We start from the raw sequence: 24261 nt of genomic DNA, 5'->3' as shown, positions 1-24261 counted from the left end.
CCGCGCCACCGGTCGGCGCGCGCGTCCGGTCAGGCCGCCCCGGGCCGGGCGGCGGGCAGGGGGACCACGTTGATGTTGAACGTGTGGGTGCCGAGACCGCCCGCGATGCCCATGAAGAGCAGGGCGAAGTGCTCCTGCCCCCGTGCGGTGGTGATGCCACCGATGTCCAGCTGGGACGAGGGGGGCCAGCCCAGGTCGGTGAGCAGCCGGCCGGTGGTCCTCTTCGCTTCGGCGTCGTCGCCGGAGAGGAAGACGGTGCTCGGGCCGTCGAGGGAGCCGGGTGCGGTCATCACGGTGGAGTCCATCGTGCACAGCGTCTTGACGACGGGGGTGAGCGGGAAGGCCTCCTGGATCTGTTCGCCCAGGCTGCTGTTGGGGTGCGAGAGTTCGGTGAAGTCGTCGGAGAGGCCGACCCCGACATCGATGAGCGGGGTGCCGGCCAGCGCCGGTGCCCCGATGGAGTGCAGGAGTTCCACGGAGACGGTCCCGGGTGTGGCGTTGACCAGTACCTCGGCGTGGGCGGCTGTCTCGCTCAATCCGGCCACGGGGAGAGGGAGGTCCTTCCGGTCGTCGGGCCGCCGTGACCCCAGGAGCACCTCGTGCCCGGCGGCGCTCCAGCCGTGGGCGAGTGCTCGTGCGACGTTTCCTGTGCCCAGCAGTCCTATACGCATGGTGTGACGCTAACCGCCGTGCCGGCGCGGCGAATCGGACCGTGGGCCGGGGCGGACCGGCACCATGGACGTAGTTCTCCGGTCGCGCACCCCTCAGGCGAAAACCGTGCGCAGCCGGCCCAGGAGGGCCCTGGCGGCGGGGCTTGCCGGGCCGTGTGTGCGCCAGGTCAGGGCGACCCGGCCGCGCAGGGGCGGGTCGGTGATCGGCAGCGTTCGCAGCCGCAGGGCCGATACCGCCTCGGGTGGGAGCGCCGGGAGCACGGCGACGCCGAGGCCGCGGGCCGCGAGCCGGGCCAGGAGTGCCGGGGCGGCGGCCTCGAAGGCGATCCGGGGCTGGAAACCCGCCTCCGCGCACGCGCCGTCGAGGACGCCGCGCAGGCCGGTGCCGCGCGGCAGGCTGATCAGCGGGCGGTCGCGGAGCGCGCCGACCGGGACGCAGGTGCGGTCGGGGTCGGTGAGCAGGGGGTCGCCGGGTGCGACGGCGGCGACCAGGGGTTCGTCGACGACGATCTGGGCGGAGGTGCCGGGCGGGGGGTGCTCGTCCGCGAGACCGACCAGGGCGATGTCCAGTTCCCCGCGGTGCAGGGCGCCGAGCATGCGCTGCGAGGTGTCCTCGGTGAGGGATATCTCGACCTGAGGGTGGGCGTCGTGGAAGTCGGCCAGGACCGCGGCCACGTCGAACTCGTCGGTGTCGGCGCCCGGGATGAGGCCCAGCCTGACCTGCCCGCGCAGCAGGCCGGTGAACTCCTCCACGGTCTTGCGCACCCCGTCGGCGGCGGCGAGCGCGGCCCGCGCGTACGGCAGTACGGCCTCACCCACTTCCGTGAGGGTCACCGACCGGCCGGAGCGGTCCAGCAGCGGCTGCCCGAGTTCCTTCTCGAGCTGACGGATGCGGGCGCTCACGCCCGGCTGGGCCAGGTGCAGACGGGCGGCGGCGCGGGTGAAGTTGGCCTCCTCCACCACCGTGACGAAGTACCGCAGTTGCCGAAGATCCATAAGCGCCGATTCTAGGCATCAGAAGAACTGTCTCTTGGACTTATGGCCGGGCCGGGGCGACGCTGGGAGCCATGGAGATCACGACCCGTCGTCGCATCACGTCCGCCATCGCGGCCGAACGCAGGGAGCTCGCGGCCCTGTTGGACGCTCTGCCCGTCGCGTCGTGGGACGCGCCGACGCTGTGTGCCGGATGGCGCGTACGGGAGGTCGCGGCCCATATGTCGATGGGCTTCCGCCACTCCCTCCCGCGCACGCTGGCCGAACTCGTCAAGGCGCACGGCAGTCTTCACCGGATGACCGACCGCTGCGCCCGCCGGGACGCGGCTGCCTTCTCCGAGCGCCGGCTCGCCGCGTTCCTCCGGGACAACGCGGAACACCCCTGGACGCCACCGGTCGGCGGCATCGTCTCGGCGCTCGGCCACGACGTCGTCCACGGCCTGGACATCACCGTCGCGCTCGGCCTCGACCGCCGCGTACCGGAGGACCGTGTCCGCGTGCTCCTGGAGAGCGTCACCCCGCGAAGTGCGCGGTTCTTCGGGGCCCGGCTGGACGGTGTCCGGCTCCACGCCGACGACCTCGACTGGTCCTTCGGCACGGGGACCCCGCTCCACGGCGCGGCGCAGGATCTCCTGCTGGTCGCGTTCGGCCGGAGACTGCCACCGGGCCGGCTGCGCGGTGAGGACCTGGACCGTTTCGTCTCGGCATGAGGAGGGGACGGCCGGTGTCCCGCCCGTCCGGCGGGCAACCGCACCACGGGGCACGGCCGCCACAAAGTCCGGTGTGCGCCCTTCTGTTGCCCTGGTCCCTCTCGTAGCGTCGGCACGGCTCGGACAGCCGTGTCCATGACGACGAGAGGGTGCCCATGCGGTTCCTGCGCAGACGTCTGCTCCACCTGGTCCTGGCACCGCTCACGGGCGTCGCCGTCCTCGCGGCACCCGTGGCCGCGACGGCCGCGCCACCCGGCCCGCCCGACGTGTACCGGCCCGTCCGGGGGCCCGCCGCGCCGGCCGAGTACCGGTACCTGCAGAAAACACTGCCGGGACAGTCGATTCCACGCCACGCCCACGAGGACGCCGCCGCGCAGGCACGCCGGTTACCCACGGTGGGCGGGCGCTGGAGGTCCGTCGGGCCGACGAACATCGGCGGGCGCATCGTGTCGCTGGCGCTCGACCCCCGGCGGGCCGACACCGTGTACGCCGCCGCGGCCAGTGGCGGAGTGTGGCGCAGCACGGACGCCGGGCAGACGTTCACCTCCGCCTGGCCGGACGGCCTCACCCAGGCCATGGGAACCATCGCCACGGCGCCCGACGGCACCCTGTACGCCGGGACCGGCGAGCCCAATCCGGGTGGCGGCAGCATCACGTACGAGGGAACGGGCCTCTACCGCAGCACCGACGGCGGCGCCCACTGGCGGCCCATCGGGCTGCGCGACTCCGGCGCCATCAGCGCCATCACGGTGGACCCCGGCGACCCGCGGCGGATCTACGTCGCCGCGGCCGGCTCGCTCTACAACGGCGGTGGTGACCGCGGCGTGTACCGTTCGGACGACGGCGGGAACACCTGGCGCCGGATCCTGGCCGGGCAGAACGAATTCACCGGCGCCACCGAGGTGTTCGTGCGGGGCGACGAGGTGTACGCCGTGCTGTGGGACCACCGCCGTACACCTGAGCTGCGCACCTACGGCGGTGTCGGTTCGGGTGTCTTCCGCAGCGGCGACGGAGGGAATACCTGGCAGCGGCTCGGCGGCGGTCTGCCCCCGCAGGGGCCGGACGTGGGGCGGATCGGTCTGTCGGTGGCGGGGGACAGGCTCTACGCCATCGTCACCAGGACGAGCGGCCCCTTCGAGGGCTTCTACACCTCGGCCGACGGAGGGGACACCTGGAGCCGGACCCCGCCGGACGAGAAACTCACCGGCTCCCAGTCGAGCTTCGGCTGGTGGTTCGGGAAGGTGTGGGCCGACCCGATGGACGCCAGGCACGTGCATGTGGCGGGCGTGCCACTGATGACCTCGAAGGACGGGGGCACGACCTGGACGTCCGACGATTCGACCATCCACGTGGACCAGCACGCGATGGTCTGGGACCCGCGCCGGCCGGGCCGTGTCTACCTGGGCAACGACGGCGGCGTCTACCGGTCGGACGCGAACGGGGACGGCGGCTGGGTCAAGGCCCGCCACGAGCCGTACACCCAGCTCTACAGCGCGGCCATCAGCCCGCAGGACACCTCACGCGTCTCGGGCGGCTCCCAGGACAACGGCTCGCTGCGTTCCTGGGGCGGTGACGGCTTCAACGAGTACCTCGGCGGGGACGGGGAGGAGAACCTCATCGACCCGACCGACGTGAACAAGGTATTCGCCTGCTACCAGTACGGAAACTGCTTCCGGTCCACGGACGGCGGTGACACCCTCACGTACTTCGCCGACAGGACGGTCTTCAAGCGGCGCAACTGGTTCACGCCCGTGGTCTTCGACCCCCGGGACCCGAACGTCCTGTACTACGGCTCCGAGGTGGTCAACCGCTCCACGGACGGCGGCGCGACCTGGCGGGCGATCAGCCCGGACCTGTCGGGCGGCCCCGGCCCGGACCCGGTCTACACCAACTACGGGACCATCACCTCCATCGCCCCGGCGGGCGACGGCCGGACGGTCTACGCCGGCACCGACGACGGCCGGGTGTGGGTCACCGAGGACCTGGGCGCGACGTGGACCAGGCTCGCCGAGGGCCGTCCCTGGGTGACCCGGGTCGTCGTCGACCCGGCCGACCCCGACCGCGTCATCACCACCCACTCCGGCTACCGCTCCGGCTCCCGGATCGCCCATGTGTACGGCAGCACCGACGGCGGCAAGCGGTGGCGTGACCTGTCCGGCAACCTTCCGGACGCGCCCGTCAACGACGTCGTCATCGGGCGCGGCCGGCTGCTGTACGCGGGCACGGACCAGGGGGTCTTCGCCTCCGTGTCGGGTGGGCGGCAGTGGTTCCGACTCGGCCGGGGCATGCCGGCGGTCCCGGTGGACGACATCGAGTACGACGCCGGCCACCACCGTCTGGTCGCGGCCACCTTCGGGAGGGGGTTCTACGAACTGACCACGCCCTGACGGGCCGGTGGGCGGGGGCGGGCGAGGGGCGGGCCGTGTCGTCGGCCCGTCCGGTTCGTTGCACATTTCGGCCGTTGGATCCGGCCATTCCCCCCTCGACCACAGGAGCACGTCATGTCCCGTCACCCCCGCACCCGTCTGATCACCGTCTGCGCCTCGATCGCGGGCGCGAGCGTCGCCGCGGTCTCCCCGGCGGTGGCCGGGGAGCAGCCGCCCGCCTCGGTGGGCGCGCCCGTCGTGACCGACCTCAACAGCACGGGACCGCTCAGCACGTCCCCCGACTCCCCCGGCCAGGCGTCCCCGCTGCCGGTCGGCGGCGGCCTCCTCGGTGGTCTGCCCGCGGGCCTGCCCCTCGGCAACTGACGTCGGCGCCTCTCCCCCACGCCCGCCTGAACGGGTGGCAGCCGCGTCCCGTAGTAGGGGACGAGCAAGTCACCCGTACGGAAAGGGGGGCGATCAGCCGTGCTGCGTCGCTGGGGGCGGAAGGCGTGGGTTCCGCACGGGCGGCCGGGAAGGGGCCGCCGGTTCCGGATCGACTACCCGCGGCGGAGCCGCCGGGGGCTCCTGCGGTGGGTCCCTTCGTGGCGTCAGGTGCTCGGCCTCACGCTGTTCGGCTTCGCCACGCTCGCCGCACTGGTGGGATACGTCTACTCCACGGTGCAGATCACGGACGTGAACGCGTACGCGCGTGCCGAGGCCAATGTGTACTACTGGGCGGACGGTACCCAGATGGTGAGTGTCGGCCCGGTCAACCGGCAGAACGTGCCTCTGTCCGACATTCCGCCGTCCCTGCAGAACGCCGTGGTCGCCACCGAGAACGCCACGTTCTACAGCGACCCCGGGTTCTCGGTGCGCGGCCTGGCCAGGGCCGCGGTGAACATGGCGCGCGGCGGGGAGGTGCAGGGCGGTTCCACCATCACGCAGCAGTACGTGAAGAACACGTACCTCACCCAGGACCAGACCCTCGACCGCAAGCTGCGCGAGCTCTGCCTGGCGGTGAAGCTGTCGCGGTCGCTGTCCAAGCAGGAGATCCTCCAGGGCTACCTCAACACCAGCTGGTTCGGCCGGAACGCCTACGGGGTGCAGGCCGCGGCGGTGGCGTACTACGGCATGGACGCCAAGGACCTCGATCCCTCCCGCAGCGCCCTGCTGGCCGCCCTCCTCAAGGGCGGTGAGCTGTACGACCCCTCGCTGAGCGAGGCCCATCACCGGCGGGCGGTGGAACGGTGGGCGTACGTCCTGGACCGTCAGGTGGAGCTCGGCTACATGTCGAAGGCGGAGCGGGCGAAGTACACCGTCTTCCCCGAGCCCCGGCCGGAGTCGGTGTCCACCAACCTGTCCGGTCAGATCGGCTATCTGGTCGATGTGGCGAACAAGTACATCAAGAACCGCACGGGGCTGACCACCGAGCAGCTTGGGCGCGGCGGTTACCGGATCCGTACCACCTTCGACAAGCGGGAGGTGGAGCGGCTGCGGGCGACGGTGGAGGAGGTGCGGCAGACGTCGCTCGACCCGGCCCGCCGGATCGCCGACCGGGACGTGGAGATCGGCGCCGCGTCGATCCGGCCGGGCGACGGGGCGGTCCTGGCGCTGTACGGCGGGTCCGACGCGACCAAGCACTTCACCAACAACGCCGACACGGCGGGGGTTCCGGTGGGTTCGGCCTTCACCCCGTTCGTCCTCGCGGCGGCACTCCAGCACGGGGTCGGTTCCGTCGACGACGCGCCTCCGGAGCTGCGTCAGGCACTGGTCCGGGGCGACAGCGGTCTCTACAGCCGGCTGGGCGAGGCGGTGGGGCTGGGGAAGGTGCGTGATCTGGCGGTCGGATCCGGCCTGTTACCGCTGAGCATGGCGCCCCTGGAGCCGTCCTTCTCCGTCGGTACGTCGACCCCCAGCGCGATCAGGATGGCGGGCGCGTACGCCACGTTCGCCGCCGAAGGACGGCAGACCGACCCGTACTCCGTCACCGCGGTGAGCCACCTGGGCACGCCGCTGGAGGGGCTGGAACGGCCCGCCGCCCGGCAGGCGGTGGACGCGGAGGTGGCGCGTGAGGTGTCGGAAGCGCTGCGGGACGTGGCCGTGGACGTCATGGCCCCCGACGCCATCCGCGCCCTGCCCCCGGTCGCCGCGGGCCGGACCGGTGCCGAGGACGAGGTTCCCGCGTCCTGGTTCGTCGGCTACACCGGTCGGTTGTCCACGGCCGTCACGGTGTTCCGCAGCAGGCCCGGTGCCGAGGGGCTGCTGCCCATGAACGGCGTGGGCGGGAGCGAGTCGGACCGGGCCGATTTCCTGCCGCTGCGGGTGTGGTCGTCGTACATGACCGGTTCCCCGGCGTCACGCGAGGCCGAGTAGGGGCCCGCTCAGAGGGCGTCGGCCATGCGCCGTACCGCTTCGCCGAGCACCTCGGGAGAGGTGGCGAGGTTGAGGCGGGCGTGGCCGGCGCCTCCGGTGCCGCACGGCGGACCGGGGTGGAGGGCGACCCTGGCGCGTTCGAGGAAGACGGCGGCCGGGTCGTCGCCCAGGTCGAGCGCCCGGCAGTCCAGCCACGCCAGGTACGTCCCTTCGCCGGGTATGTGGCGTACTCCGGGCAGGTGTTTGGCCAGGAGGTCGACCAGGAGGCGCCGGTTCTCGTCCAGTCCGTCCAGCACGGCGTCGAGCCAGTCGCCGCCGTCGCGGAGGGCGGCCGTGTGGGCGATGACACCGAGGTGGCTCGGCCCGTGGCCGACCTCGGGGGGCATCGCCGCCAGGTCGTCGGCGGCGGCCGGTCCGGCCACGGCGAGCGCGGCCTTGAGGCCGGCGAGGTTCCAGCCCTTGGACGCGGACATCAGTGAGAAGCCGCTGTCGGCGCCCGGCACGCTCAGGTACGGCACGAAGCGTGCCGTGCGGGACACGACGGGCGCGTGGATCTCGTCGGCGACGACGCGTACGCCATGGCGGTCGGCGAGCGCCGCCACCGCGGCGAGTTCTTCGGCGGTGTGCACGGTGCCGGTCGGGTTCTGGGGGCTGCACAGCAGGTACGCGGCGCGGCGCCCGCCGGCGACCGCCCGCCGGAAGGCGTCCTCCAGGACGGTCAGGTCGATCCTTGCGCGCGCGTCGAGCGGTGCCTCCACGACCTGGCGCTGCATGTGCTCGACGAACAGGTAGAACGGGTTGTAGACGGGGCAGTTGATCACGACCGCGTCACCGGGGCCGGTGATCAGCTTGAGCACCTCGACGATGCCGAGCATCACGTCGGGCACGAGTCGCGTGCGGTCCACGGCGAGGGCGTGCCAGCCCCATCGCTCGCTCGCGAACGCCGCCAGCGCCTCGGCGTAGCCGGTCCCGGCGGGGTACCCGGTGTCGCCGATGGCGATCGCGTCGGTGACCGCCCGCGCCACGGGTTCGGCCAGGGGAACGTCCATCTCGGCGACCCACAGGGGCAGTACGTCGTCGGGGTAGGTGCGCCACTTCACGCTGGTACGGCGGCGCAGCTGCTCCAGGGAGAGCCGCCGGAGCGGGTTGGGATCGTCGGGCGAGCCGTGCGGTGTCTGCTCCATGCCCGGCGATTCTAGGCGCCGGGTGGCCGATCCGCCGGGGTCCACGGGGTACTTCGTCCCGGTGGTGTACGGCCCGGTCACACACCGCCCGGGCCCAGCCCGCCCTTGAGACGCTCGATGTCGGAGGGGCGCACCTGGATGACGAGGAGGGCGACGAGCGCCGCGACGGCGGTGAAGACGGCCGCGACGATGAACGCGGCGGAGACGCCGGACGTCAGGACCTCATCGGCCCAGGGCGGTGGCAGTTCTCCGGTGCGCTGGAAGCGCAGGCGCTCCACGGGGCTCGCCTGGGAGAGGAAGGCCGGGATCTGCTTCTCGGCCTCGTTGGCGCTCGCCGTGCCGAACACGGTGACGAGGATGGACAGTCCGAGCGAACCACCGACCTGCTGGGTGGCGTTGAGGAGCCCGGACGCCGCGCCCGTCTCATGGGTGGGGACGTTGGACAGCGCCATCAGGGTGAGGGAGACGAACTCCATGCCCATGCCGAGGCCGAAGACGAGCATCGGGCCGAGGACACTGCCGAGGTAGGTGGAGTGCACGTCGGTCAGGGTCAGCCAGCCCAGGCCCGCCGCCGCGAGCAGTCCTCCGGTCACCATGAAGGGCTTGGGTCCGTAGCGCGGCAGGAGCTGGGAGGCCATCCCCGCCCCCACCGCGATGATCGCGCTGACCGGCAGGAACGCGAGACCGGCCTGGAGCGGGCTGAAGCCGAGGACGTTTTGGACGAACAGGGTCAGGAAGAAGAACATCCCGAACATCGCGGCGGCGAGACTGAGCATGATCGCGTACGTGCCGGAACGGTTGCGGTCGGCGAACATGTGCAGCGGGGTGATGGGTTGTCTGGAGCGCCGTTCCACGAGGACGAATCCCGCGAGGATCACCACGGCCGCGGCGAAGGACGCCACGGTGAGCGGATCGCCCCAGCCGTCCTGTGCGGCCCGGATGAACCCGTAGACCAGCAGGACCATACCGACGGTGGACGTCAGCGCCCCGGCGATGTCGAAGTTGCCGGGGTGGCGCTCCGACTCCTTGATCCAGCGGGGTGTGGCGAGGACGATGAGCAGGCCGATCGGTACGTTGACGAACAGCACCCAGCGCCAGTCGAGCCATTCGACGAGCATGCCGCCGGCCAGGAGCCCGATGGCGCTGCCGCCCGCGGAGACGGCCGCGAACACGCCGAACGCCCGGTTGCGTTCCGGGCCTTCCCGGAACGTCGTGCTGATCAGGGCGAGGGACGTCGGGGAGGCGATGGCGCCGCCGACGCCCTGGAGGGCACGGGCGGCGAGGAGTTGCCCGGAGTTCTGCGCCAGGCCGCCCAGCAGCGAGGCGAAGACGAACAGCAGCACACCGAAGACGAACACCCGGCGGCGGCCGAGGATGTCGCCCGCACGGCCGCCGAGCAGCAGGAGGCCGCCGAAGGTGAGCGTGTAGGCGTTGACCACCCAGGAGAGGTTCGTGGTCGAGAAGTCAAGCGAGCTCTGGATCTGCGGCAGAGCGATGTTCACGATGGTGATGTCGAGGACCACCATCAGCTGACACGAGGCGATGACCACCAGGGCCATCGCGTTGCCGCCGCCCCGCTCCGGGGTGGTGGTGCGGGGTGCGGGGGTCGGCTGCATTCCGGTCATGGCGCGCATCCCTCGTCGGAGGGTCAGCGGATGGTTCCGGAGCGTCGTAGGAGACGGCTCCGTTCACTCTTTCGACCGTAAGGCCGGGGGCGGAACCGGACCAGTCGATCACGTGTGCGATCATCGCCCCCGGCACGCGAACCACGGGTGCCGCGGTCCCCGGCCGGCGGGCGGCGGGTCCGCACTCCGCGCTCCCCCGGGCGTTCCACCGAGAGCGGAACGCCATTCCCCGCTCCGGTGGAGCCGTTCGGGCTCAACGCTCCTACGGTGAACGGATGAACACTCATCCGCCCAAAGAGCCGCTGTGGCGGCACATCGTCGGTGACGTCCTGCGTCGTGAGCGCCACGCGCAGGAACGCACGCTCAAGGACGTGGCCGACGCGGCCCGGATTTCGATGCCCTATCTCTCGGAGCTGGAACGCGGCCGCAAGGAGGCTTCCTCGGAAGTGCTCGCGGCCGTCGGCCACGCCCTCGGGCTGGGGCTGGCCGATCTCCTCGCCCTCGCCCAGGCCGGGCTGACCCGCCCCGCCCGCACACGGTCGGCGACGACCGGTCGAGTCCCCGCTGCCGTGAGCGACGGTTCCGCGGTGAGCGCGATCGGCTCCCGGCGGGCGCGGACGGCCGGGGCACTTCGGCCGAACGCCCGGCAGGCCCGGCTCGGCCTGGCGGCGTAGGACCTGTTCGGCGGCTGTCCGGCCGGGCGCCGGTACCACGCGGTGATCGGTGCGGCCCCGGTCGGACGCCCACGCGGTCGAGCGGGTACGGAGCCGCGGCGCCGACCCCTATGCGTCGACGTGTTCGACGAGGGCCACGGTGTGTGCCCATCCCGCGGCGAGGGAGCGGACGCGGCGCCCGGGGTGGTCGCCGGTCAGGTCGACGCGCGCCGGTTCCGGGCCGTTCCGGCGTTCGTCGGGGGCCAGGCCCCAGGTGAGGCAGTACTGCGGTCCGTCGGTCCCCCGGGGGGCGAGCACGGCCAGATTGTGCCGGTAGCCGGCCGTCACCCGGTGCACCCGCTGTACGCGGGGGACGGCGACCGGCGCGGCCGGGCCGTGGCCGGGGTCGAGGCCGAGCTGGCCGCAGTGGTTGTTGCCCCACGCGTGTACGGTGCCGTCCTCGAGCACCGCCAGGGTGTGGTGCCATCCGGCGTCGAGGGACCTCACGCCGGCGAGGCCGCGGACGGGTACGGGCGTGCGGCGCTCCTCGTTGGTGCCGTCCCCGAGCTGGTACCAGTGGTTGGTACCCCAGGCGCGTACCGTCCCGTCCGCCAGCAGGGCCACGCTGAAGTAGCCGCCGCCGGACACGGCCGTGACGTCCCCGAGGTCGCGGACGGCCACGGGTGTGCGGCGTTCGTCCTTGCTGCCGTCGCCGAGCTGTCCCCGGTTGTTGGAGCCCCAGCTCCGGACGGTGCCGTCCTTCAGCAGAGCGAGGTTGTGGCCGCCGCCCGCCGCGATCGCCACGACGTCGTGCAGGCCGGGCACGGGGGCGGGCACGTGGTGGTCGTGCCGGGTGCCGTCGCCGATCTGCCCCCAGTCGTTGGCGCCCCAGGCGCGTACGGTGCCGTCCGCCAGCAGGGCGAGGCTGTGGCCGCCGCCCGCCGCGAGAGCGGTCACCCCGTTCAGCTTCGTGACGGGCACCGGCCGCCGGCGGTCCTGTCGCGTACCGTCGCCGAGCTGGCCGTAGTGGTTGGCGCCCCAGGCCAGGACTGTGCCGTCACGAGTGAGCGCCAGGGTGTGGTGGGAGCCGGCCGCCACGGAGACGACGGCGTCCCCGAGGTCGCGCAGGACCACCGGGGCGCCCCGTTCACCGCGTGTGCCGTCGCCCAGCTGTCCACAGTGGTTGACGCCCCATGCCAGGACGGCACGGCCGTCGGGTCCGGTGCTCATACGAGGCTCCCTCCCGGTATCGGCTCCTCACGCAGGGAGCCGTGCCCGTGCGGCGCGCGTACGTGCTCCTCCCGCGCCAGGGATCACCCGCACGTGGGGGCATACGGAGGCGTGTCCCTAGACTGCCTGACGTGGAGCTTCGGCATCTGGAACATTTCGTGGCCGTCGCCGAGGAGCGCAACGTCACGCGCGCCGCGGCGAGGCTGCACCTGGCGCAGTCGGGGCTGTCGGCGTCGGTGCGGGCCCTGGAGCGGGAGCTGGGGGCCGAGCTGTTCGTCCGGACGGCGCGCGGCGTCGACCTGACCGACGCGGGCCGGGCGCTGCTGCGGGAGGCCCGGCGCACGCTGGACAGCGCGGCCGCGGCGCGTGAGGCGGTCGCGGCGGTGCGGGACGTGGTCGGCGGGACGCTGCGGGTGGGGACCGAGCAGTGCATGGGCGCCGCCGACCCGTTCGGCACGCTCATGGAGTTCGGGGCGCGGCACCCTTCGGTGGACGTACACGTCGAGCAGGCCGGGTCGGCCGTGCTGTTGGAGCGGCTGCGGCAGGGCCGCCTGGACGTGGCCTTCGTCGCCGGGCCGGGCGACACGGCGGGCCTGCGGCTGCGGCCGCTGGCGCGGGAGCCGATGGTGCTGCTGTGCGCGCCGGGGCACCCGTGGGCGGACCGGCGGGAGCCCGCGGCGCTGGAGGAGCTGGCGGGTGAGGTGTTCGTGGACCTGCGCCCGCAATGGGGCTCGCGCCGGGTCGCCGATGCCGCGTTCGCCGCCGCGGGGGTGCGGCGCGGCCTCGCCATGCAGCTCGACGATGTGCACAAGCTCCTCGAAGTGGTGGGCCGGGGGGCCGCGATGGCCTTCGTGCCGCGTTCGGTCGCGGACAAGGAGCAGGCCCGCGGTCTGCGGTGCCTCGTTCCGGCCACGGACGTCGGGTGGGAGGTGTCGGTGGCGTGGCCGGCGCACGCCCGGCCGTCGGCGGCCGTGCGGGCGCTGCTGTCCTCGCTGCCGGGAGGGGTCGGCGATCGGGACGGCTGATGGCTGCCATCACCAGCCTGTGTTGGACGGCGACGGGGCACGGCACCGAGGCTGGGACGGTGACAGTGACACGAACACACCCCGCCATGCCGGCCCGCCGTATCGGATCCGTGGAGGTGAGTGCGATCGGCTTCGGCGCCATGCCGCTGTCCGTCCTGGGACGGCCGGACGAGCGGCAGGCGATCGCGACCCTGCACACGGCGCTCGACGAGGGCGTCACCCTGATCGACACGGCCGACGCCTACCACCTCGACGCCGGTGACCCCGGGCACAACGAGACGCTGATCGCCACCGCTCTGGCGGCCTACGGTGGCGACACCTCGGACGTCCTGGTCGCCACCAAGGGCGGTCACACCCGCCCGGACGGCTCGTGGGCGCTGGACGGTTCGCCCGGGCACCTGCGCCGGGCGGCCGAGGCGTCGCTGCGGCGGCTGGGGGTGGAGACCATCGGCCTGTACCAGTACCACCGCCCGGATCCCGCGGTCCCGTACGCGGACTCCGTCGGCGCGCTGAGGGAGCTGTGCGACGCGGGGAAGGTACGTGCGGTGGGCGTCTCGAACGCCGACCCCGATCAGATCCGGCTGGCCCACGACATCCTGGGCGAGCGGCTCGTGGCCGTGCAGAACCAGTTCTCCCCCTCCTTCCGCGGCAGTCTTCCGGAGCTGGAGCTGTGCGAGCGGCTGGGGCTGGCGTTCCTGCCGTGGAGCCCGCTCGGCGGCATGGGCGAGGCGGCCGCGCTGGGGTCACGGCACCGCGCGTTCCACGAGGTGGCCGGTGAACTGGGCGTGAGCCCCCAGCGGGTGTGCCTGGCGTGGATGCTCGCCCTGTCGCCGTGCGTCATCCCGATCCCGGGGGCCCGCCGCCCGGAGAACGTACGGGACTGCGCCTCGGCCGCCGGGCTCGCGCTGTCGCCGGAGCAGCTCGCGCGGTTGAACGCCACAGGGTGAGGTCCGGGCGGTCAGCGGCCCTTGAGCACCACCCAGACCTGGCCGGGGGCGAAGTTGAGGGGCTGTCCGGCGGGTGTGGTGAAGGTGGTGCCGCCGTCCGCCGCGGGGCGGGTCCACCGTGCGTCATGGCTCCTGCCGTCGCGCAGGACGAGGGCGGTGCCGGACCCCACGGTCTCGGTGTACGGGGTGACGTTGCCGCCCCGGTCCCGGAACGTGGAGGGGCGGACCTCGACGTTCTGCACGACGACCGTCCGGGCCGCCGCCCGCCCGCCGTCCGTGGTGCGGGCGGGCGTCCCGTCCATGGCCACGAGCCACCGCTTGCCGGCGTCCGACCAGGTGAAGGTGAACCGTGCCGCCGGGTAGCGCACGGTGTGCTCGTTCACCCGTTTGCCACCGGCCGGCGCGGCACCGAAGCGGAAGCCGATGTCCTTGGCCTTGTCGGCCTTCGGCACGGCGGCCAGGGCGCGTTCGGGCCGGACGTACAGGTTGTGCGGGGCCGGGCGGTCCTGGCCGCGGAAGTACGCCCGGGGGACGTCGCCCGGGGTCAGGGCGAACAGGGGGGCGGCGTCGATCAGCGGCCGGAGCGCGGACTGCTCGCCCGAGTAGGCGAGGGCGGGGCGGCCGAACTGCCGGAGCAGCTCCAGGTCGGATTCGCGTGCGCTGCGCACCGGCCCCACCTCGGGCGGCAGCCGTGAGGAGTAGATCGCGAGGAGCCTGGTCTGCCCGGACTCGACCTGCTCGACGTAGACGATGTCCGCGGCGCGCAGGCCGGTGTGGGGACGTGCCGGACGGACGTTGTCGATTTTGACGGCGATCACGGGAGCGGGCTTGGCGGCGAGCCCCGTGAAGGGCGAGACACCCCGGGCCTGTGCCGGGCCCGGCGGGGTGGACGACAGCGGCGTGGGCGCCGGGGCGGATCCCGAACACGCGTAAAGGCCGGCGGTCATGGCCGCGGTGATCACCACGGCGACGGCTGCACCGGCCGGTACCGACTTGCGCTTCGCATCCATCGGTCTCGCTCCTGCCTGCCTCAAGTGGACCACGAAAAGCAGTGCCGGAACAGAACCGCGGCCTGGTCACTTCACGGCATCGCGCCCATGCTCCACAGGTGGTATACGACCACACCCGCGAGGCACAGCAGGACGATCCAGGAGCCCACACCCGTGTGTCGCCCCCTGCTCCCCGGCCGGCGGGGCTGCTTCCGGCGCCGGGGCCGCGCCGCCGCCTTCCGCCGGGCCCCGTCGGCCGTGCCGGTCACCCGCGCGGCACGGGCGGCTCCGTCGGCGGCCGTCTCGGCGAGCAGGCGCCGGCACGCGGCGGCGAGCTCCGCCGTACCCGCGCCGAGCGGCATGACGGCCTCCGAGCGGGCCGGGGCGGTCGTCCCGCCGTCCAGGATGCGGCCCGCCCGGAGGAGTATCTCGTCCCTGCCCCCGGCCGGGGCGAGACTGATCCAGCGCTTGACGTGCTCGCCACGGATGACCACTCCCCCGGACCGTTCACGGTAGACGGTGTGCTCCCGCCACAGCACGGCCGCCAACTCGCTTGCCGCCTCCCGCAGTTGCGCACTCATGCGCCGCCCCCTCCTCCGTACGCCAATGGATCGAGCACCGCACTCTAGCGTCAGGTACACACCAACCCGACGCCGGGTTCGTGGCACGACGCCTGCCGCACACTGGCCTCATGACACGTGCCGACAACCCCACGAGTCCGAGCCATGTGCTGCGCGCGGCGTACGGGGCCTTCATGGCCGCCGTCCGCGAGACCGACGACGACCATTCATGGGCGCCGACCGGATGCACCGGCTGGGCCGTGCGCGACCTGGTGTTCCACTGCCTGACCGATGCCCAGCGCGCCCTCAACGCCCTGCACACCCCCACGGACGCGACGCCCGACCGGGACGCCGTCAGCTATTGGGCCGACTGGCGGCAGCAGGACGCCGAGGGCAGGGAACGCGCGGCGCAGGGCCGCCGGTTCGCACGGACGGTCGCCGGGATGTTCCTGCACTTCGGGCAGTTGCGCGAGCTGTATCTGGAGACGACAGCGGCCGTCCTGCACGCCGCCGAGCACACCGATCCGGCGCAGCACGTCGTCACACAGGGGCACGTCCTGAGCGCGGGCGATCTGCTGCGCACCCTGGCGGTGGAGGCGACGATCCACCACCTCGACCTCGGCGTCCGGCCGGCCGGGCTGCCGGGCCCCTCCCCCGAAGGGCTCGCCGAGGTACGCCGGACGCTGGACGGGCTCCTGGGCCGTCCCGTTCCCCTGCCGTGGGACGACGCGCACTACGCCCGCGCGGCCACCGGCCGAGCCGCGCTCAGCCCGGCCGAACGGACCGCTCTCGGCCCGGACGCGGCCCGCTTCCCCCTGTTCGGCTGACGTGTGCGGCGCGCGCCTGTGCGGTACGCGCCCGGCCGGCGCGCGTCGCCCCGGTCAGACGTCGTACCCCTGTGCGGCCAGCCAGCGGTGGACGGCCGCCTTGTCGGCGACGCTGATGCGTACGGGCCCGTCCGGGGCGGGCCCCTCGTCCTTGTTGAAACCCGTGTCGGTGACCCGGGCCGTCACCCAGTCGGCCAGTTCCCGGGCGGTGTCGGCGGACAGGCTTCCGCGCCGCCACGCCTCACGGGCCTCCTCGGCGGCCCGCGCGTCATGCCGCGCCGCCTCCTCCAGCCATGCCGGTACGAGCCGTTCGACGACCCGCTCGTCCGCTGCGGAATGGTTCATGCACCCATGTGTGACCGCCCGCGGGCGATGTCATTCCCCCTTGGCCCGAACGCGCCCCGTCCGGTTCACCGGGCGCACCGGTGTCCCCGCACTGCGGCAAAGGGGTGAACTCACCGTCTCCTGATCCCGCGGCCGTGACGCGTCGGGGGACGGCCTGTTGCGCAAAGGAACCCGGGAATCCGGGTGTCTCGAACGATGAAGGACGAACATGATCAAGAAGGTTCTGGCCACGGCCGGCGTCGCCGCCGCCGTCCTCGGCGTGTCCGCGCCGATGGCCGCCGCCGTGGGTGACCGCGGAATCGACACGCAGAACGGCAACTTCGCCACCCAGTCGTACGGCAACACCAAGACCGGTGGGCACATGAGCCCGCAGGTCGGGCTCGTTCAGGGGTCGCTGAACAAGCTGTGCGTCGGCCTGCCGGTCGAGGGCGACGTCCAGAACATCCTGCTGATCAACATCGGTGTCCAGGACCTCGTGAACGACACGCAGAACCAGCAGTGCGCGGAGAACTCCACGGCGGTCAAGGGTGACAGCGCCCTGTCGCACATCCTGGAGGACGTCATCTCCGAGAACCTCTCGGCCGCCGTTCAGGACTGATGCGCGTGGCCGGTCCGCATGGTGCCGGGCGCCGTGCGGGCCGGCTCAGCCGGTCGGGGCTCAGGCCGGGTCGCCGGGCAGGGACAGGGTCGCCCAGACCGTCTTGCCCCGCTGAGGGGCCGGGTCCCAGGACCAGGACTCACAGAGGGCTTCGACGAGGGCGAGACCCCGGCCGCTGCCCGCGGTGTCGTGGGCGGCGCGCGGCCGCGGCGGGTCACAGCTCGGGTCGGAGACGGCGCACACCACGACGCCGGGGTACCGGAACAGGCCCAGCCAGACGGGGTGGTCGGAGGGCGGGGAGGACGGCGTGGCCAGACCGTGCTGGACGGCGTTGGTGACGAGTTCGCTGACGATCAGCGTCATGTCCGGCACCAGCGACGGCAGCGCCCAGTCGGTCAGCGTGGCCCTGACGAACCGCCGCGCGTGCCCCGCGCTCCTCGGACACCCGCCGAGCCCGCAGGCGGCGAAGGCGTCCAGACTCTCGTCGCGCGGCAGCGCGGTGTCCGTACGCGATAAGGCCGACGTATGAGCCGTCACTGGGCATGTCCCCCTGCAGGCTTCGGTGTTCGACGGTGCGGCAACCGATCTGGAACGAGTATCGTCGGCCGAGTGCTCGAAATGCAATTGCATCTGGGATTGCATTCCGGCCTGACGAGAACACCTGAACGAGACGGCAGGGGTTGGTGGGTGTGGAGTTCTTCAACGGTATGCGGGCCGGAGACCTGGGTCCGGTCACCTGGACCAAGAGCGAGTACAGCAACGCCACCGGAAACTGCGTCGAGTTGGCGGCACTTCCCGGTGGCCGGATCGCGATCCGCAACTCCCGCGATCCCCTCGGCCCCGCGCTGATCTACACCCGTGACGAGATCGCGGCCTTCGTCGCGGGAGCCCGCGACGGCGACTTCGACTCCGTAATGGACTGAGACGGCACGAGACCGAATCGGCCACAGGAGCGACCCGCTCTCTGGCCCGCGCCGCCCCGTGCTGGATACTGTCGTGTCCTCACAGAGCAGGAGCGCCCCGATGACCGCCACGGAACGGAGTCCGTCGTTGTTCGTCCGGCCCCTGGGGGCGGTCGAGAACAACCCGACCGCTTTGAAGCTGATCCTGGGCGGCAAGCTGCGCGAACTACGCGTGAGCGCCGGGCTGGACCCCTCGGACGTCGACGTCCGCCTGGGATTCTCACGGTCGAAGACCAGTCGGCTCGAACTGGGCCGCCACGGCTGCAAGCCGGCCGACGCCGAGGCGCTGTTGCGGCTGTACGGCGTGGAGGACGAGGAACTGGTCGCGGAGTTCCAGCGGTTGGTCGCGCAGTCCCGGCGGCCCGACTGGTGGCGCTCGTTCAGCGACGTCCTGTCGGACTTCTTCACCCCGCTGGTCGCCCTGGAGGGAGCGGCGGCGATCATACGCACGTACGAGCCGTTCTACGTGCCGGGCCTGCTGCAGACCCCGGCCTACGCGCGGGCGGTGATCGAGTCGGGCCCCGCCCGGCTCCTCCCCCACGAGGTCGGGCGCCGGGTGGACCTGCGGCAGGAGCGCCAGCGGCAGCTCGACCAGCCGGACGCGCCCCGGTTGTGGGCGGTGATCGACGAGTCGGTCCTGATGCGCACGGTCGGCGGCCCGCGGGTGATGCGGGAGCAACTGGAGCACCTCGCCGCGATGATGCAGCGCTCCCACGTCACGGTGCAGATCGCCCCGCTGGACCTCACCGCGTCGGTGGGTGTGGGCACCGGTGTGACGTACCTGCGGTTCGCGCTCGGCGACCTCAAGGACGCCGTCTACATCGAGCACCTGACGGACAGCACCTTCAGCCAGAAGCCCCAGACCGTCGAGCAGTACCGGGACATGCTCGACAGACTGGGGGCCTGTGCTCTCACTCCGAAGGAGTCGCTGGCGCTGCTCGACGAGCGCGTCCGGCACTACTCCTGACGGGGTCGGCGGCCGCCGCCGGCCGGTTCACACGACCCGCGCGACGCCGCCCCACTCCAGCCATTCATCGGTCTGCTGGGTGGGGGCCAGGTCGTTGTCGGGGCGCCAGGTCGACACTTCCACGAGGCCCGGTTCGAGAATCTCCAGGCCCGTGAGGAACTCGGCCACCTCTCGCTCCTCGCGGACCCGGCCCCAGTGGCCGTCGGTGGCCTCCGCCATGAAGTCGGTCACGAAGGAGCGGATCTCCGGACGGTCGCTGACGAGCTGGCACACCACGAGGAAGCTTCCCGGTACGAGGCGTTCGGCGACCCGCCGGACCAGCGCGCCCGGGTCGTCCTCGTCGGGGATGCAGTGCAGGACCGACACGAACAGGGCCGCGACCGGACGGCTGAAGTCGATCAGCCTTCTGGTCTCGTCGTGTCCGAGGATGCCCTCCGTGTCGCGCATGTCCGCCTGGATGACCGCCGTCCGGTCGTTCTCGTCCAGGAGTGCACGGCCGTGGGCCAGCACGATGGGGTCGTTGTCGACGTACACGACGGCGGCGTCGGGGTCGACGGCCTGGGCGACCTGGTGGACGTTGTCCTGGGTCGGCAGGCCGGAGCCGTGGTCGATGAATTGGCGAATTCCGTACTCCGCGGCCAGCACACGCACCACCCGCCGCAGGAAGTGCCGGTTGTTCACCGCCAGCGCCTTCGTGCTCGGCACCTGCTTCAGCAGCAGCTCGCACGCCTCGCGGTCGGACTCGTAGTTGTCACTGCCGCCCAGGAAGAAGTCATACATGCGCGCCACGCTGGGCACGGTCGTGTCGATTTCCGCCGGGCTCCACAACTCGCGTGCCATCCAGTCCTCATCCGCCTCGGTGTCGTCAGGTCGGTCGTACGAGAGGCACATGCTAGGGAGAGTCGGCGCGCCGGTATGAGGAACGGCCGTAAGCGCGGTCGGCGGCGACGTCTTTCGGCCATCGTGTCAGCGCATGACACCTTCGGTGGTGTCGTGCCAGCGTTCGAGCCGCTGTTGCAGCCCCTGGAGCGCTCCGCGCTGGCGGCCGGGCACCCGGCGGCGGAGGGCGATCAGGGCCGGGGCCAGGGCCCGGGCGGTGTCCGCGTCGTGAAGCTGCTCCCACTGGTGGTGGGCCCGGTCGACGGCGCCCTCCACCTCCGGGTCGTCGAGGGTCTGCCGGCGCGCCAGCCGGGCTTCCGCGGCCACCATCCACAGCCGGCAGCTGGCCGCCGGGTCCCGGGCGAGGCGGGCCAGGTCGGCGCGTACCTCCAGCCAGTGGATCGCCTGGGGCGAGCCGGAACCGTACGTCCGGTGCGCGTGCTGCTCCCAGGCGGCGGCTGCCGCCGCGGCTTCGCCGTGCCGGCCCGACGCGGCGGCGGCGAGGATGGACGGCAGTGGATCGGTACCGGTCTCCTGCCGTGCGGGCGGAACGGCGGGCACGGACGTCGTCGTCGGCGTCGACACCGGGGCGGGAGTCGGCGCGGGCACAGGGGGCGTCGGTGCCGGCGTGGGCGGGAAGTCCGCGGCGAACAGCAGCGCGCCGGGCACCGCGGCCGGCTGCTCCCCGGTCTGCGCGACGACCTGCTCGTGGAGGGCGGCGAGCGGCGGGCGGGCTCCACTGCGCCAGATCGTGGCGCAGGCCTTGAGGTAGTCGGGGCTCCCGATCGTGCGGCGCGCGGGCGGCGGGACGACCCGGCCGTAGACGCGGACCCCGTGGCACAGCGCGAGGAGACCCCGGTTTGTGGTGAGTTGGAGCCAGGTCGGGTCGTCGGCGACCAGGTCGACGACGACCGTGGTCGTCCCCGGCCGGCGGAGCTTCAGCTCGCCGGCGATCCAGTGCCAGGGCAACGCGGTGTAGCGCAGGGTGGACGGTGACGTCCGGGCCAGGGCGAGGTGCGGCAGGCGCTGCCGGTGGTCGAGGTGGAGCTGTCCGGCGATGTAGAGCGAGAGCGGGCCGGGCGCGGCCACGGCGGCACGAAGGCGGGTGAGCACCGCTTGCGGGTCGAGGGGGTCCGCCAGCTCGACCAGGGTCGCGGCCGCCGTGCCGGTCAGCGCGCCCGGCGGCACGGCGGCGAGCGCCGGAAGCACGCCCACCGCGTCGATCAGTCGCCCCTTGCCGACGGGTGCGGCCGCCAGCAGCAGCGCCGTCCCGGCCGTGTCCTCCGTGTCGATCACCACACCGGCACCGTATCCGCTCTACCGGGTGCCGGGCGGCACCGGGTGGCGAGGAGGGAGGCGGTGGAGGCGGACCTCGGCCAGTTGGCCACCGGTGACCACGGCGGTCATGTACGTGCAGTACGGCTGGCGGCGGCGGTCGGTGGGCGAGCCGGGGTTGAGCAGCCGCAGGCCGCCGGGGGCCGTGCTGTCCCAGGGGATGTGGCTGTGTCCGAAGACCAGGACGTCCAGGTCGGGGAACCGCTCTTCGCACCGGCGTTCGCGGCCTTGCGCCGGCCCTGTCTCGTGGACGACCCCGAACCGGAGGCCGCCGAGCTCGGCGCGCGCCACCTCGGGCAGCCGGGCGCGCAGCTCGGGGCCGTCATTGTTGCCGTGGACGGCCACCAGCCGTCGGGCGCGGGCCTCCAGGAGGTCGAGGGTGGCGGTGTCCACCCAGTCGCCGGCGTGCAGCACCACGTCGGCGACCTCGACGCCCGCCAGGAGCTCCGTGGGCAGCCGCTTGGCGCGTTTGGGCAGGTGGGTGTCGGAGGTGAGGAGCAGTCGCACGTCGTGGGTCGCCTTCACCCCGTCAATGGTGCCGCGGCGGCAGGCCGAATCGGGCGCGCCACGATCCGGGGGCCGGGTGGGCCCGCCAGCCCCGGTCCCACTCGGCCCGGCGCGCGGCCGTACCGGTTCCGGGCCCCTCCGGGCCGGTCCGGCACGCGAGTGCGGTCAGTACGGCGGTGAGGGCCGCGAGTTCGGTAGGGGTCGGGCGGCCGTGGACGATCCGGAGATGGAGGGGCATACGCTCATGCTCCGCCGCGTGCTCCCGCCGGGGCATCCGCTGCTCCCCCGTCCGGGCGAACCGGGGAACGGCGGTGACCGTGCCCGGCCATGGCGCAACGGGCGGCGATGGCGTGATGCCGGGCCTTGTGCTCCGTCCGGGTGTCGGCGTCGCTCGCCGGTCCGCCGCCCGTCGGCGCGGTTCCGGGCGGAGGGCGCCGTCGGCCGACGGGGCGGAACCGCCGGGGCGGGGGGCGCCCCGTCACCGCTTCGCCGTACCCCGGCGGGTCTTCTTCGACGCGCGCGACGATCGCCGGTCCTGGATCCTTTGAGTGCAATCGCGACGAAAGGGCTTGCATCATGGCCACGTTGTGCAGACCCGCGGTCTCCGTCCCCGAGCACGTGATCACCGTGCAGCAGACGCTCTACCTGGCGCGGACCATTCACGCGGACCACCCCGGCCGCGACTCGCCCTGCGGCTGATGGAGAACACGGGCGTCCGGAAGCGGCACCTGCTGCGGCCGATCGAGCAGTGCTACCAGCCGGCCGACCTCGGCGTCGGCAACCTGATGTCGAACGGCCTGTTCGCCGACGGGCTCGCGGCCGCCGTCGTGCGGGGCCGGGACGGTACGGGCGTGGCGCTGGAGCACAACGACTCGTACCCGGTTCCCGGAACGGAGGACCGGATCGCGTACGACGTGCGCTCCACCGGCTTCCACTTCAAGCTCGACAAGCGGGTGCCCGGCACCATGGAGCCGTTGGCTCCGGCTCTCGAGGAGTCGGCGGGCAGCACGGCTGGGACGCCTCCGACCTGGACTCGTGTCCTGGGGCCACCCGCGTGGCATCGCCAGCGCCGTCGTCGTGGACGCGCTGCGGCGGCTGTTCGACGAGGGAAGCGCGCATCCCACCGCGCGGCCGGGGGCTGCCGGCGGGGTTCGGCCCCGGAATCACGGCCGAGATGTCGCTCGGCCGCTGGACGGTGTCCGACCGTGTGTCCGAACGCCTCGGCACCCGCGTGCTGAAGGACGTACCCGACCGTGTCCTGGTGGAGGAATCGACCCGTGCTGGATGAGACGACGACCACGGCGGCACTGCCGCCGGTACGCCACTGGCCCGCCCTCGACCTGTACGGGGTGGATTTCGACCCGGTGCTCGCCGAGCTGATGCGCGAGGGGCCGATCACCCGGATCAAGCTGCCCAACAGTGAGGGCTGGGCCTGGCTCGTGACCCGTTACGACGACGTCAAGGCGGTGACCGACGACCCGCGCTTCAGCCGGAAGCTGGTCGTCGAGAACGACGTCACGCGGCTGGCGCCGCACTTCATCCCGGCCGACGGGGCGGTGGGGTTCGAGGATCCGCCCGACCACACCCGGCTGCGCCGGGCGGTGGCGCCCGCGTTCACCCAGCGGGGTGTGGAGCGGTTGCGCGAGCGGGCGCGGCAGGTCCTGGAGGAGCTGGTCGACGAGGTGCTGGCCGACGGGCCGCCCGCCGACTTCACCGAGCGCCTGCTGGGGCCGTTCCCGCTGGCCGTGGTGTGCGAGCTGATGGGTGTGCCGGCGATCGACCGGCCGCGGATGCACGAGTGGACGAAACTGATCCTGTCGTCCTCCCCCGGCGTCGAGCGCAGCCAGCGGGCCAAGGAGGACATGTGCGCCTACTTCGCCGACCTGCTGAGTCAGCCGCGTGACGAGGACGCCTCCGACGACGGGGACGCGGAAAGCGTCATCGGGCTGCTGGGCACGGCCGTGGCGAACGGTGAGATCACCCCGTCCGAGGCGGTGGGGCTGGCGCTGCTGATCCAGATCGGCTGCGAGGCCGTCACCAACAACTGCGGCAACATGCTCTTCGTCCTGCTCACCCATCCCGAGCACGTGGCGCGGCTGCGCGCCGAGCCCGCCGTCCGCCCGCGCGCGATCGACGAGTTGCTGCGCTACATCCCGCACCGCAGCACCGTGGGCCTGTCCCGGATCGCCCTGGAGGACGTGACGGTGGCGGGGGTACGGATCCGGGCGGGCGAGCCGGTCCACGTCTCGTACCTGGCGGCGAACCGCGACCCAGGCGTCTTCCCGGACCCGGAGGCGCTGGACTTCGACCGCAGCCCCAATCCGCATGTGGCGTTCGGGTACGGGCCGCACTTCTGTGTGGGGGGCATGCTCGCCCGGATGGAGTCCGAGCTGCTGATGGACGCCTTCCTGGACCGGTTCCCCGGGCTGCGTTTCGCCGTCCCGGTCGAGGAGGTGCGGTTCCGCCGCGGCGCGCTCATCCGCGGGCCCGAGCACCTTCCGGTGACCTGGTGACC

25 protein-coding genes and 1 pseudogene are annotated in these 24261 nt (G+C 72.7%); 13 read left to right on the top strand and 13 right to left on the bottom strand.

Translation table 11 applies throughout. The features are described from left to right. Positions 1–29: 29 nt before the first annotated feature. A complete protein-coding gene (locus ACZ6C1_RS20650; RefSeq protein ID WP_469242561.1) occupies positions 30–671 on the bottom strand; it encodes an NADPH-dependent F420 reductase in 642 nt (213 codons plus the stop codon). Positions 672–764: 93 nt separating this feature from the next. Then, positions 765–1667, bottom strand: coding sequence for a LysR family transcriptional regulator (locus ACZ6C1_RS20645; RefSeq protein ID WP_469242560.1), 903 nt, complete (start codon positions 1665–1667; stop codon positions 765–767). Between the two features lie 71 nt (positions 1668–1738). On the opposite strand from ACZ6C1_RS20645, the gene ACZ6C1_RS20640 reads away from it, so the two are divergent. The 4 genes from ACZ6C1_RS20640 to ACZ6C1_RS20625 all read left to right on the top strand — a co-directional run bounded on the left by ACZ6C1_RS20640 (position 1739) and on the right by ACZ6C1_RS20625 (position 7113). Beyond that, a complete protein-coding gene (locus ACZ6C1_RS20640) occupies positions 1739–2374 on the top strand; it encodes a maleylpyruvate isomerase family mycothiol-dependent enzyme (RefSeq protein WP_469242559.1) in 636 nt (211 codons plus the stop codon). Positions 2375–2529: 155 nt separating this feature from the next. Then, positions 2530–4761, top strand: coding sequence for a WD40/YVTN/BNR-like repeat-containing protein (locus tag ACZ6C1_RS20635; RefSeq protein ID WP_469242647.1), 2232 nt, complete (start codon positions 2530–2532; stop codon positions 4759–4761). Positions 4762–4875: 114 nt separating this feature from the next. Next, a complete protein-coding gene (locus tag ACZ6C1_RS20630) occupies positions 4876–5124 on the top strand; it encodes a hypothetical protein (protein ID WP_469242558.1) in 249 nt (82 codons plus the stop codon). Positions 5125–5352: 228 nt separating this feature from the next. Further along, positions 5353–7113: a transglycosylase domain-containing protein gene (locus tag ACZ6C1_RS20625; RefSeq protein WP_469242557.1), complete on the top strand. Its 1761-nt coding sequence runs from the start codon at positions 5353–5355 to the stop codon at positions 7111–7113. Positions 7114–7121: 8 nt separating this feature from the next. Here the strand turns inward: ACZ6C1_RS20625 and ACZ6C1_RS20620 are convergent, their stop codons facing one another. Then, positions 7122–8297 carry a MalY/PatB family protein gene (locus ACZ6C1_RS20620; RefSeq protein ID WP_469242556.1) on the bottom strand — a complete coding sequence of 392 codons (1176 nt, stop codon included), beginning with the start codon at positions 8295–8297 and terminating at the stop codon, positions 7122–7124. Between the two features lie 77 nt (positions 8298–8374). After that, on the bottom strand, positions 8375–9922 hold the full coding sequence (locus tag ACZ6C1_RS20615; RefSeq protein ID WP_469242555.1) for an MFS transporter: 1548 nt from the start codon (positions 9920–9922) through the stop codon (positions 8375–8377). Positions 9923–10197: 275 nt separating this feature from the next. Here ACZ6C1_RS20615 and ACZ6C1_RS20610 point away from each other — a divergent pair, with 275 nt between their 5' ends. Continuing rightward, complete coding sequence (locus ACZ6C1_RS20610; protein WP_469242554.1) at positions 10198–10596, top strand: helix-turn-helix domain-containing protein; 399 nt, start codon at positions 10198–10200, stop codon at positions 10594–10596. A 108-nt stretch (positions 10597–10704) separates the two neighbouring features. On the opposite strand, the gene ACZ6C1_RS20605 is transcribed toward ACZ6C1_RS20610, so the two are convergent. Next, the gene (locus ACZ6C1_RS20605; RefSeq protein ID WP_469242553.1) at positions 10705–11805 is read right to left on the bottom strand and encodes an RCC1 domain-containing protein; all 1101 of its coding nucleotides are present in this window, start codon (positions 11803–11805) and stop codon (positions 10705–10707) included. 131 nt (positions 11806–11936) lie between these two features. Between ACZ6C1_RS20605 and ACZ6C1_RS20600 the strand changes: the two genes are divergently transcribed. Together ACZ6C1_RS20600 and ACZ6C1_RS20595 are read left to right on the top strand one after the other, a co-directional pair. Further along, on the top strand, positions 11937–12830 hold the full coding sequence (locus ACZ6C1_RS20600; protein WP_469242552.1) for a LysR family transcriptional regulator: 894 nt from the start codon (positions 11937–11939) through the stop codon (positions 12828–12830). Positions 12831–12916: 86 nt separating this feature from the next. Further along, positions 12917–13777: an aldo/keto reductase gene (locus tag ACZ6C1_RS20595; protein WP_469242646.1), complete on the top strand. Its 861-nt coding sequence runs from the start codon at positions 12917–12919 to the stop codon at positions 13775–13777. An 11-nt stretch (positions 13778–13788) separates the two neighbouring features. On the opposite strand, the gene ACZ6C1_RS20590 is transcribed toward ACZ6C1_RS20595, so the two are convergent. Next, positions 13789–14787, bottom strand: a complete 999-nt coding sequence (locus ACZ6C1_RS20590) for a DUF3048 domain-containing protein (RefSeq protein ID WP_469242551.1) — start codon at positions 14785–14787, stop codon at positions 13789–13791. A 71-nt stretch (positions 14788–14858) separates the two neighbouring features. Beyond that, positions 14859–15347 carry a hypothetical protein gene (locus ACZ6C1_RS20585; protein WP_469242550.1) on the bottom strand — a complete coding sequence of 163 codons (489 nt, stop codon included), beginning with the start codon at positions 15345–15347 and terminating at the stop codon, positions 14859–14861. Between the two features lie 110 nt (positions 15348–15457). Between ACZ6C1_RS20585 and ACZ6C1_RS20580 the strand changes: the two genes are divergently transcribed. Beyond that, complete coding sequence (locus tag ACZ6C1_RS20580; RefSeq protein WP_469242549.1) at positions 15458–16153, top strand: maleylpyruvate isomerase N-terminal domain-containing protein; 696 nt, start codon at positions 15458–15460, stop codon at positions 16151–16153. Between the two features lie 54 nt (positions 16154–16207). On the opposite strand, the gene ACZ6C1_RS20575 is transcribed toward ACZ6C1_RS20580, so the two are convergent. Beyond that, a complete protein-coding gene (locus ACZ6C1_RS20575; RefSeq protein ID WP_469242548.1) occupies positions 16208–16498 on the bottom strand; it encodes a hypothetical protein in 291 nt (96 codons plus the stop codon). A 208-nt stretch (positions 16499–16706) separates the two neighbouring features. Between ACZ6C1_RS20575 and ACZ6C1_RS20570 the strand changes: the two genes are divergently transcribed. Then, positions 16707–17096: a rodlin gene (locus tag ACZ6C1_RS20570; protein ID WP_469242547.1), complete on the top strand. Its 390-nt coding sequence runs from the start codon at positions 16707–16709 to the stop codon at positions 17094–17096. A 60-nt stretch (positions 17097–17156) separates the two neighbouring features. On the opposite strand, the gene ACZ6C1_RS20565 is transcribed toward ACZ6C1_RS20570, so the two are convergent. Beyond that, a complete protein-coding gene (locus ACZ6C1_RS20565) occupies positions 17157–17633 on the bottom strand; it encodes an ATP-binding protein (RefSeq protein WP_469242546.1) in 477 nt (158 codons plus the stop codon). A 170-nt stretch (positions 17634–17803) separates the two neighbouring features. Between ACZ6C1_RS20565 and ACZ6C1_RS20560 the strand changes: the two genes are divergently transcribed. After that, positions 17804–18019: a DUF397 domain-containing protein gene (locus ACZ6C1_RS20560; RefSeq protein ID WP_469242645.1), complete on the top strand. Its 216-nt coding sequence runs from the start codon at positions 17804–17806 to the stop codon at positions 18017–18019. A 100-nt stretch (positions 18020–18119) separates the two neighbouring features. Beyond that, entirely contained in the window at positions 18120–19025 is a 906-nt protein-coding gene (locus tag ACZ6C1_RS20555; protein WP_469242545.1) for a helix-turn-helix domain-containing protein, read from the top strand. A gap of 27 nt (positions 19026–19052) precedes the next feature. On the opposite strand, the gene ACZ6C1_RS20550 is transcribed toward ACZ6C1_RS20555, so the two are convergent. The 4 genes from ACZ6C1_RS20550 to ACZ6C1_RS20535 all read right to left on the bottom strand — a co-directional run bounded on the left by ACZ6C1_RS20550 (position 19053) and on the right by ACZ6C1_RS20535 (position 21984). Further along, positions 19053–19865, bottom strand: a complete 813-nt coding sequence (locus ACZ6C1_RS20550; protein ID WP_469242544.1) for an SAM-dependent methyltransferase — start codon at positions 19863–19865, stop codon at positions 19053–19055. A 126-nt stretch (positions 19866–19991) separates the two neighbouring features. Next, positions 19992–21203, bottom strand: coding sequence for a hypothetical protein (locus ACZ6C1_RS20545; protein ID WP_469242543.1), 1212 nt, complete (start codon positions 21201–21203; stop codon positions 19992–19994). Positions 21204–21221: 18 nt separating this feature from the next. After that, positions 21222–21746 carry a metallophosphoesterase family protein gene (locus tag ACZ6C1_RS20540; RefSeq protein WP_469242644.1) on the bottom strand — a complete coding sequence of 175 codons (525 nt, stop codon included), beginning with the start codon at positions 21744–21746 and terminating at the stop codon, positions 21222–21224. 22 nt (positions 21747–21768) lie between these two features. Beyond that, complete coding sequence (locus ACZ6C1_RS20535) at positions 21769–21984, bottom strand: acyl-CoA carboxylase subunit epsilon (protein WP_469242542.1); 216 nt, start codon at positions 21982–21984, stop codon at positions 21769–21771. A 338-nt stretch (positions 21985–22322) separates the two neighbouring features. Between ACZ6C1_RS20535 and ACZ6C1_RS20530 the strand changes: the two are divergent. Together ACZ6C1_RS20530 and ACZ6C1_RS20525 are read left to right on the top strand one after the other, a co-directional pair. Further along, positions 22323–23034: pseudogene (locus ACZ6C1_RS20530) on the top strand (beta-ketoacyl-[acyl-carrier-protein] synthase family protein). Then, positions 23027–24259, top strand: coding sequence for a cytochrome P450 (locus ACZ6C1_RS20525; RefSeq protein WP_469242643.1), 1233 nt, complete (start codon positions 23027–23029; stop codon positions 24257–24259). The pseudogene ACZ6C1_RS20530 and the gene ACZ6C1_RS20525 overlap by 8 nt, the downstream one beginning before the upstream one ends. Positions 24260–24261: the final 2 nt, after the last annotated feature.

The organism is Streptomyces sp. NPDC041796 (assembly GCF_055590785.1).
The sequence above is the reverse complement of the archived record's forward strand: the minus strand, read 5'-3'. Positions and strand labels throughout refer to the sequence as shown.

Coding starts and splice junctions, on each gene's coding strand:
- ACZ6C1_RS20560 (WP_469242645.1), top strand. CDS start 17,804: ATGCGGGCCGGAGACCTGGGTCCGGTCACCTGGACCAAGAGCGAGTAC.
- ACZ6C1_RS20615 (WP_469242555.1), bottom strand. CDS start 9,922: ATGACCGGAATGCAGCCGACCCCCGCACCCCGCACCACCACCCCGGAG.
- ACZ6C1_RS20585 (WP_469242550.1), bottom strand. CDS start 15,347: ATGAGTGCGCAACTGCGGGAGGCGGCAAGCGAGTTGGCGGCCGTGCTG.
- ACZ6C1_RS20640 (WP_469242559.1), top strand. CDS start 1,739: ATGGAGATCACGACCCGTCGTCGCATCACGTCCGCCATCGCGGCCGAA.
- ACZ6C1_RS20645 (WP_469242560.1), bottom strand. CDS start 1,667: ATGGATCTTCGGCAACTGCGGTACTTCGTCACGGTGGTGGAGGAGGCC.
- ACZ6C1_RS20620 (WP_469242556.1), bottom strand. CDS start 8,297: ATGGAGCAGACACCGCACGGCTCGCCCGACGATCCCAACCCGCTCCGG.
- ACZ6C1_RS20650 (WP_469242561.1), bottom strand. CDS start 671: ATGCGTATAGGACTGCTGGGCACAGGAAACGTCGCACGAGCACTCGCC.
- ACZ6C1_RS20580 (WP_469242549.1), top strand. CDS start 15,458: ATGACACGTGCCGACAACCCCACGAGTCCGAGCCATGTGCTGCGCGCG.
- ACZ6C1_RS20575 (WP_469242548.1), bottom strand. CDS start 16,498: ATGAACCATTCCGCAGCGGACGAGCGGGTCGTCGAACGGCTCGTACCG.
- ACZ6C1_RS20595 (WP_469242646.1), top strand. CDS start 12,917: ATGCCGGCCCGCCGTATCGGATCCGTGGAGGTGAGTGCGATCGGCTTC.
- ACZ6C1_RS20555 (WP_469242545.1), top strand. CDS start 18,120: ATGACCGCCACGGAACGGAGTCCGTCGTTGTTCGTCCGGCCCCTGGGG.
- ACZ6C1_RS20570 (WP_469242547.1), top strand. CDS start 16,707: ATGATCAAGAAGGTTCTGGCCACGGCCGGCGTCGCCGCCGCCGTCCTC.
- ACZ6C1_RS20630 (WP_469242558.1), top strand. CDS start 4,876: ATGTCCCGTCACCCCCGCACCCGTCTGATCACCGTCTGCGCCTCGATC.
- ACZ6C1_RS20550 (WP_469242544.1), bottom strand. CDS start 19,865: ATGGCACGCGAGTTGTGGAGCCCGGCGGAAATCGACACGACCGTGCCC.
- ACZ6C1_RS20635 (WP_469242647.1), top strand. CDS start 2,530: ATGCGGTTCCTGCGCAGACGTCTGCTCCACCTGGTCCTGGCACCGCTC.
- ACZ6C1_RS20605 (WP_469242553.1), bottom strand. CDS start 11,805: ATGAGCACCGGACCCGACGGCCGTGCCGTCCTGGCATGGGGCGTCAAC.
- ACZ6C1_RS20610 (WP_469242554.1), top strand. CDS start 10,198: ATGAACACTCATCCGCCCAAAGAGCCGCTGTGGCGGCACATCGTCGGT.
- ACZ6C1_RS20590 (WP_469242551.1), bottom strand. CDS start 14,787: ATGGATGCGAAGCGCAAGTCGGTACCGGCCGGTGCAGCCGTCGCCGTG.
- ACZ6C1_RS20535 (WP_469242542.1), bottom strand. CDS start 21,984: ATGCCCCTCCATCTCCGGATCGTCCACGGCCGCCCGACCCCTACCGAA.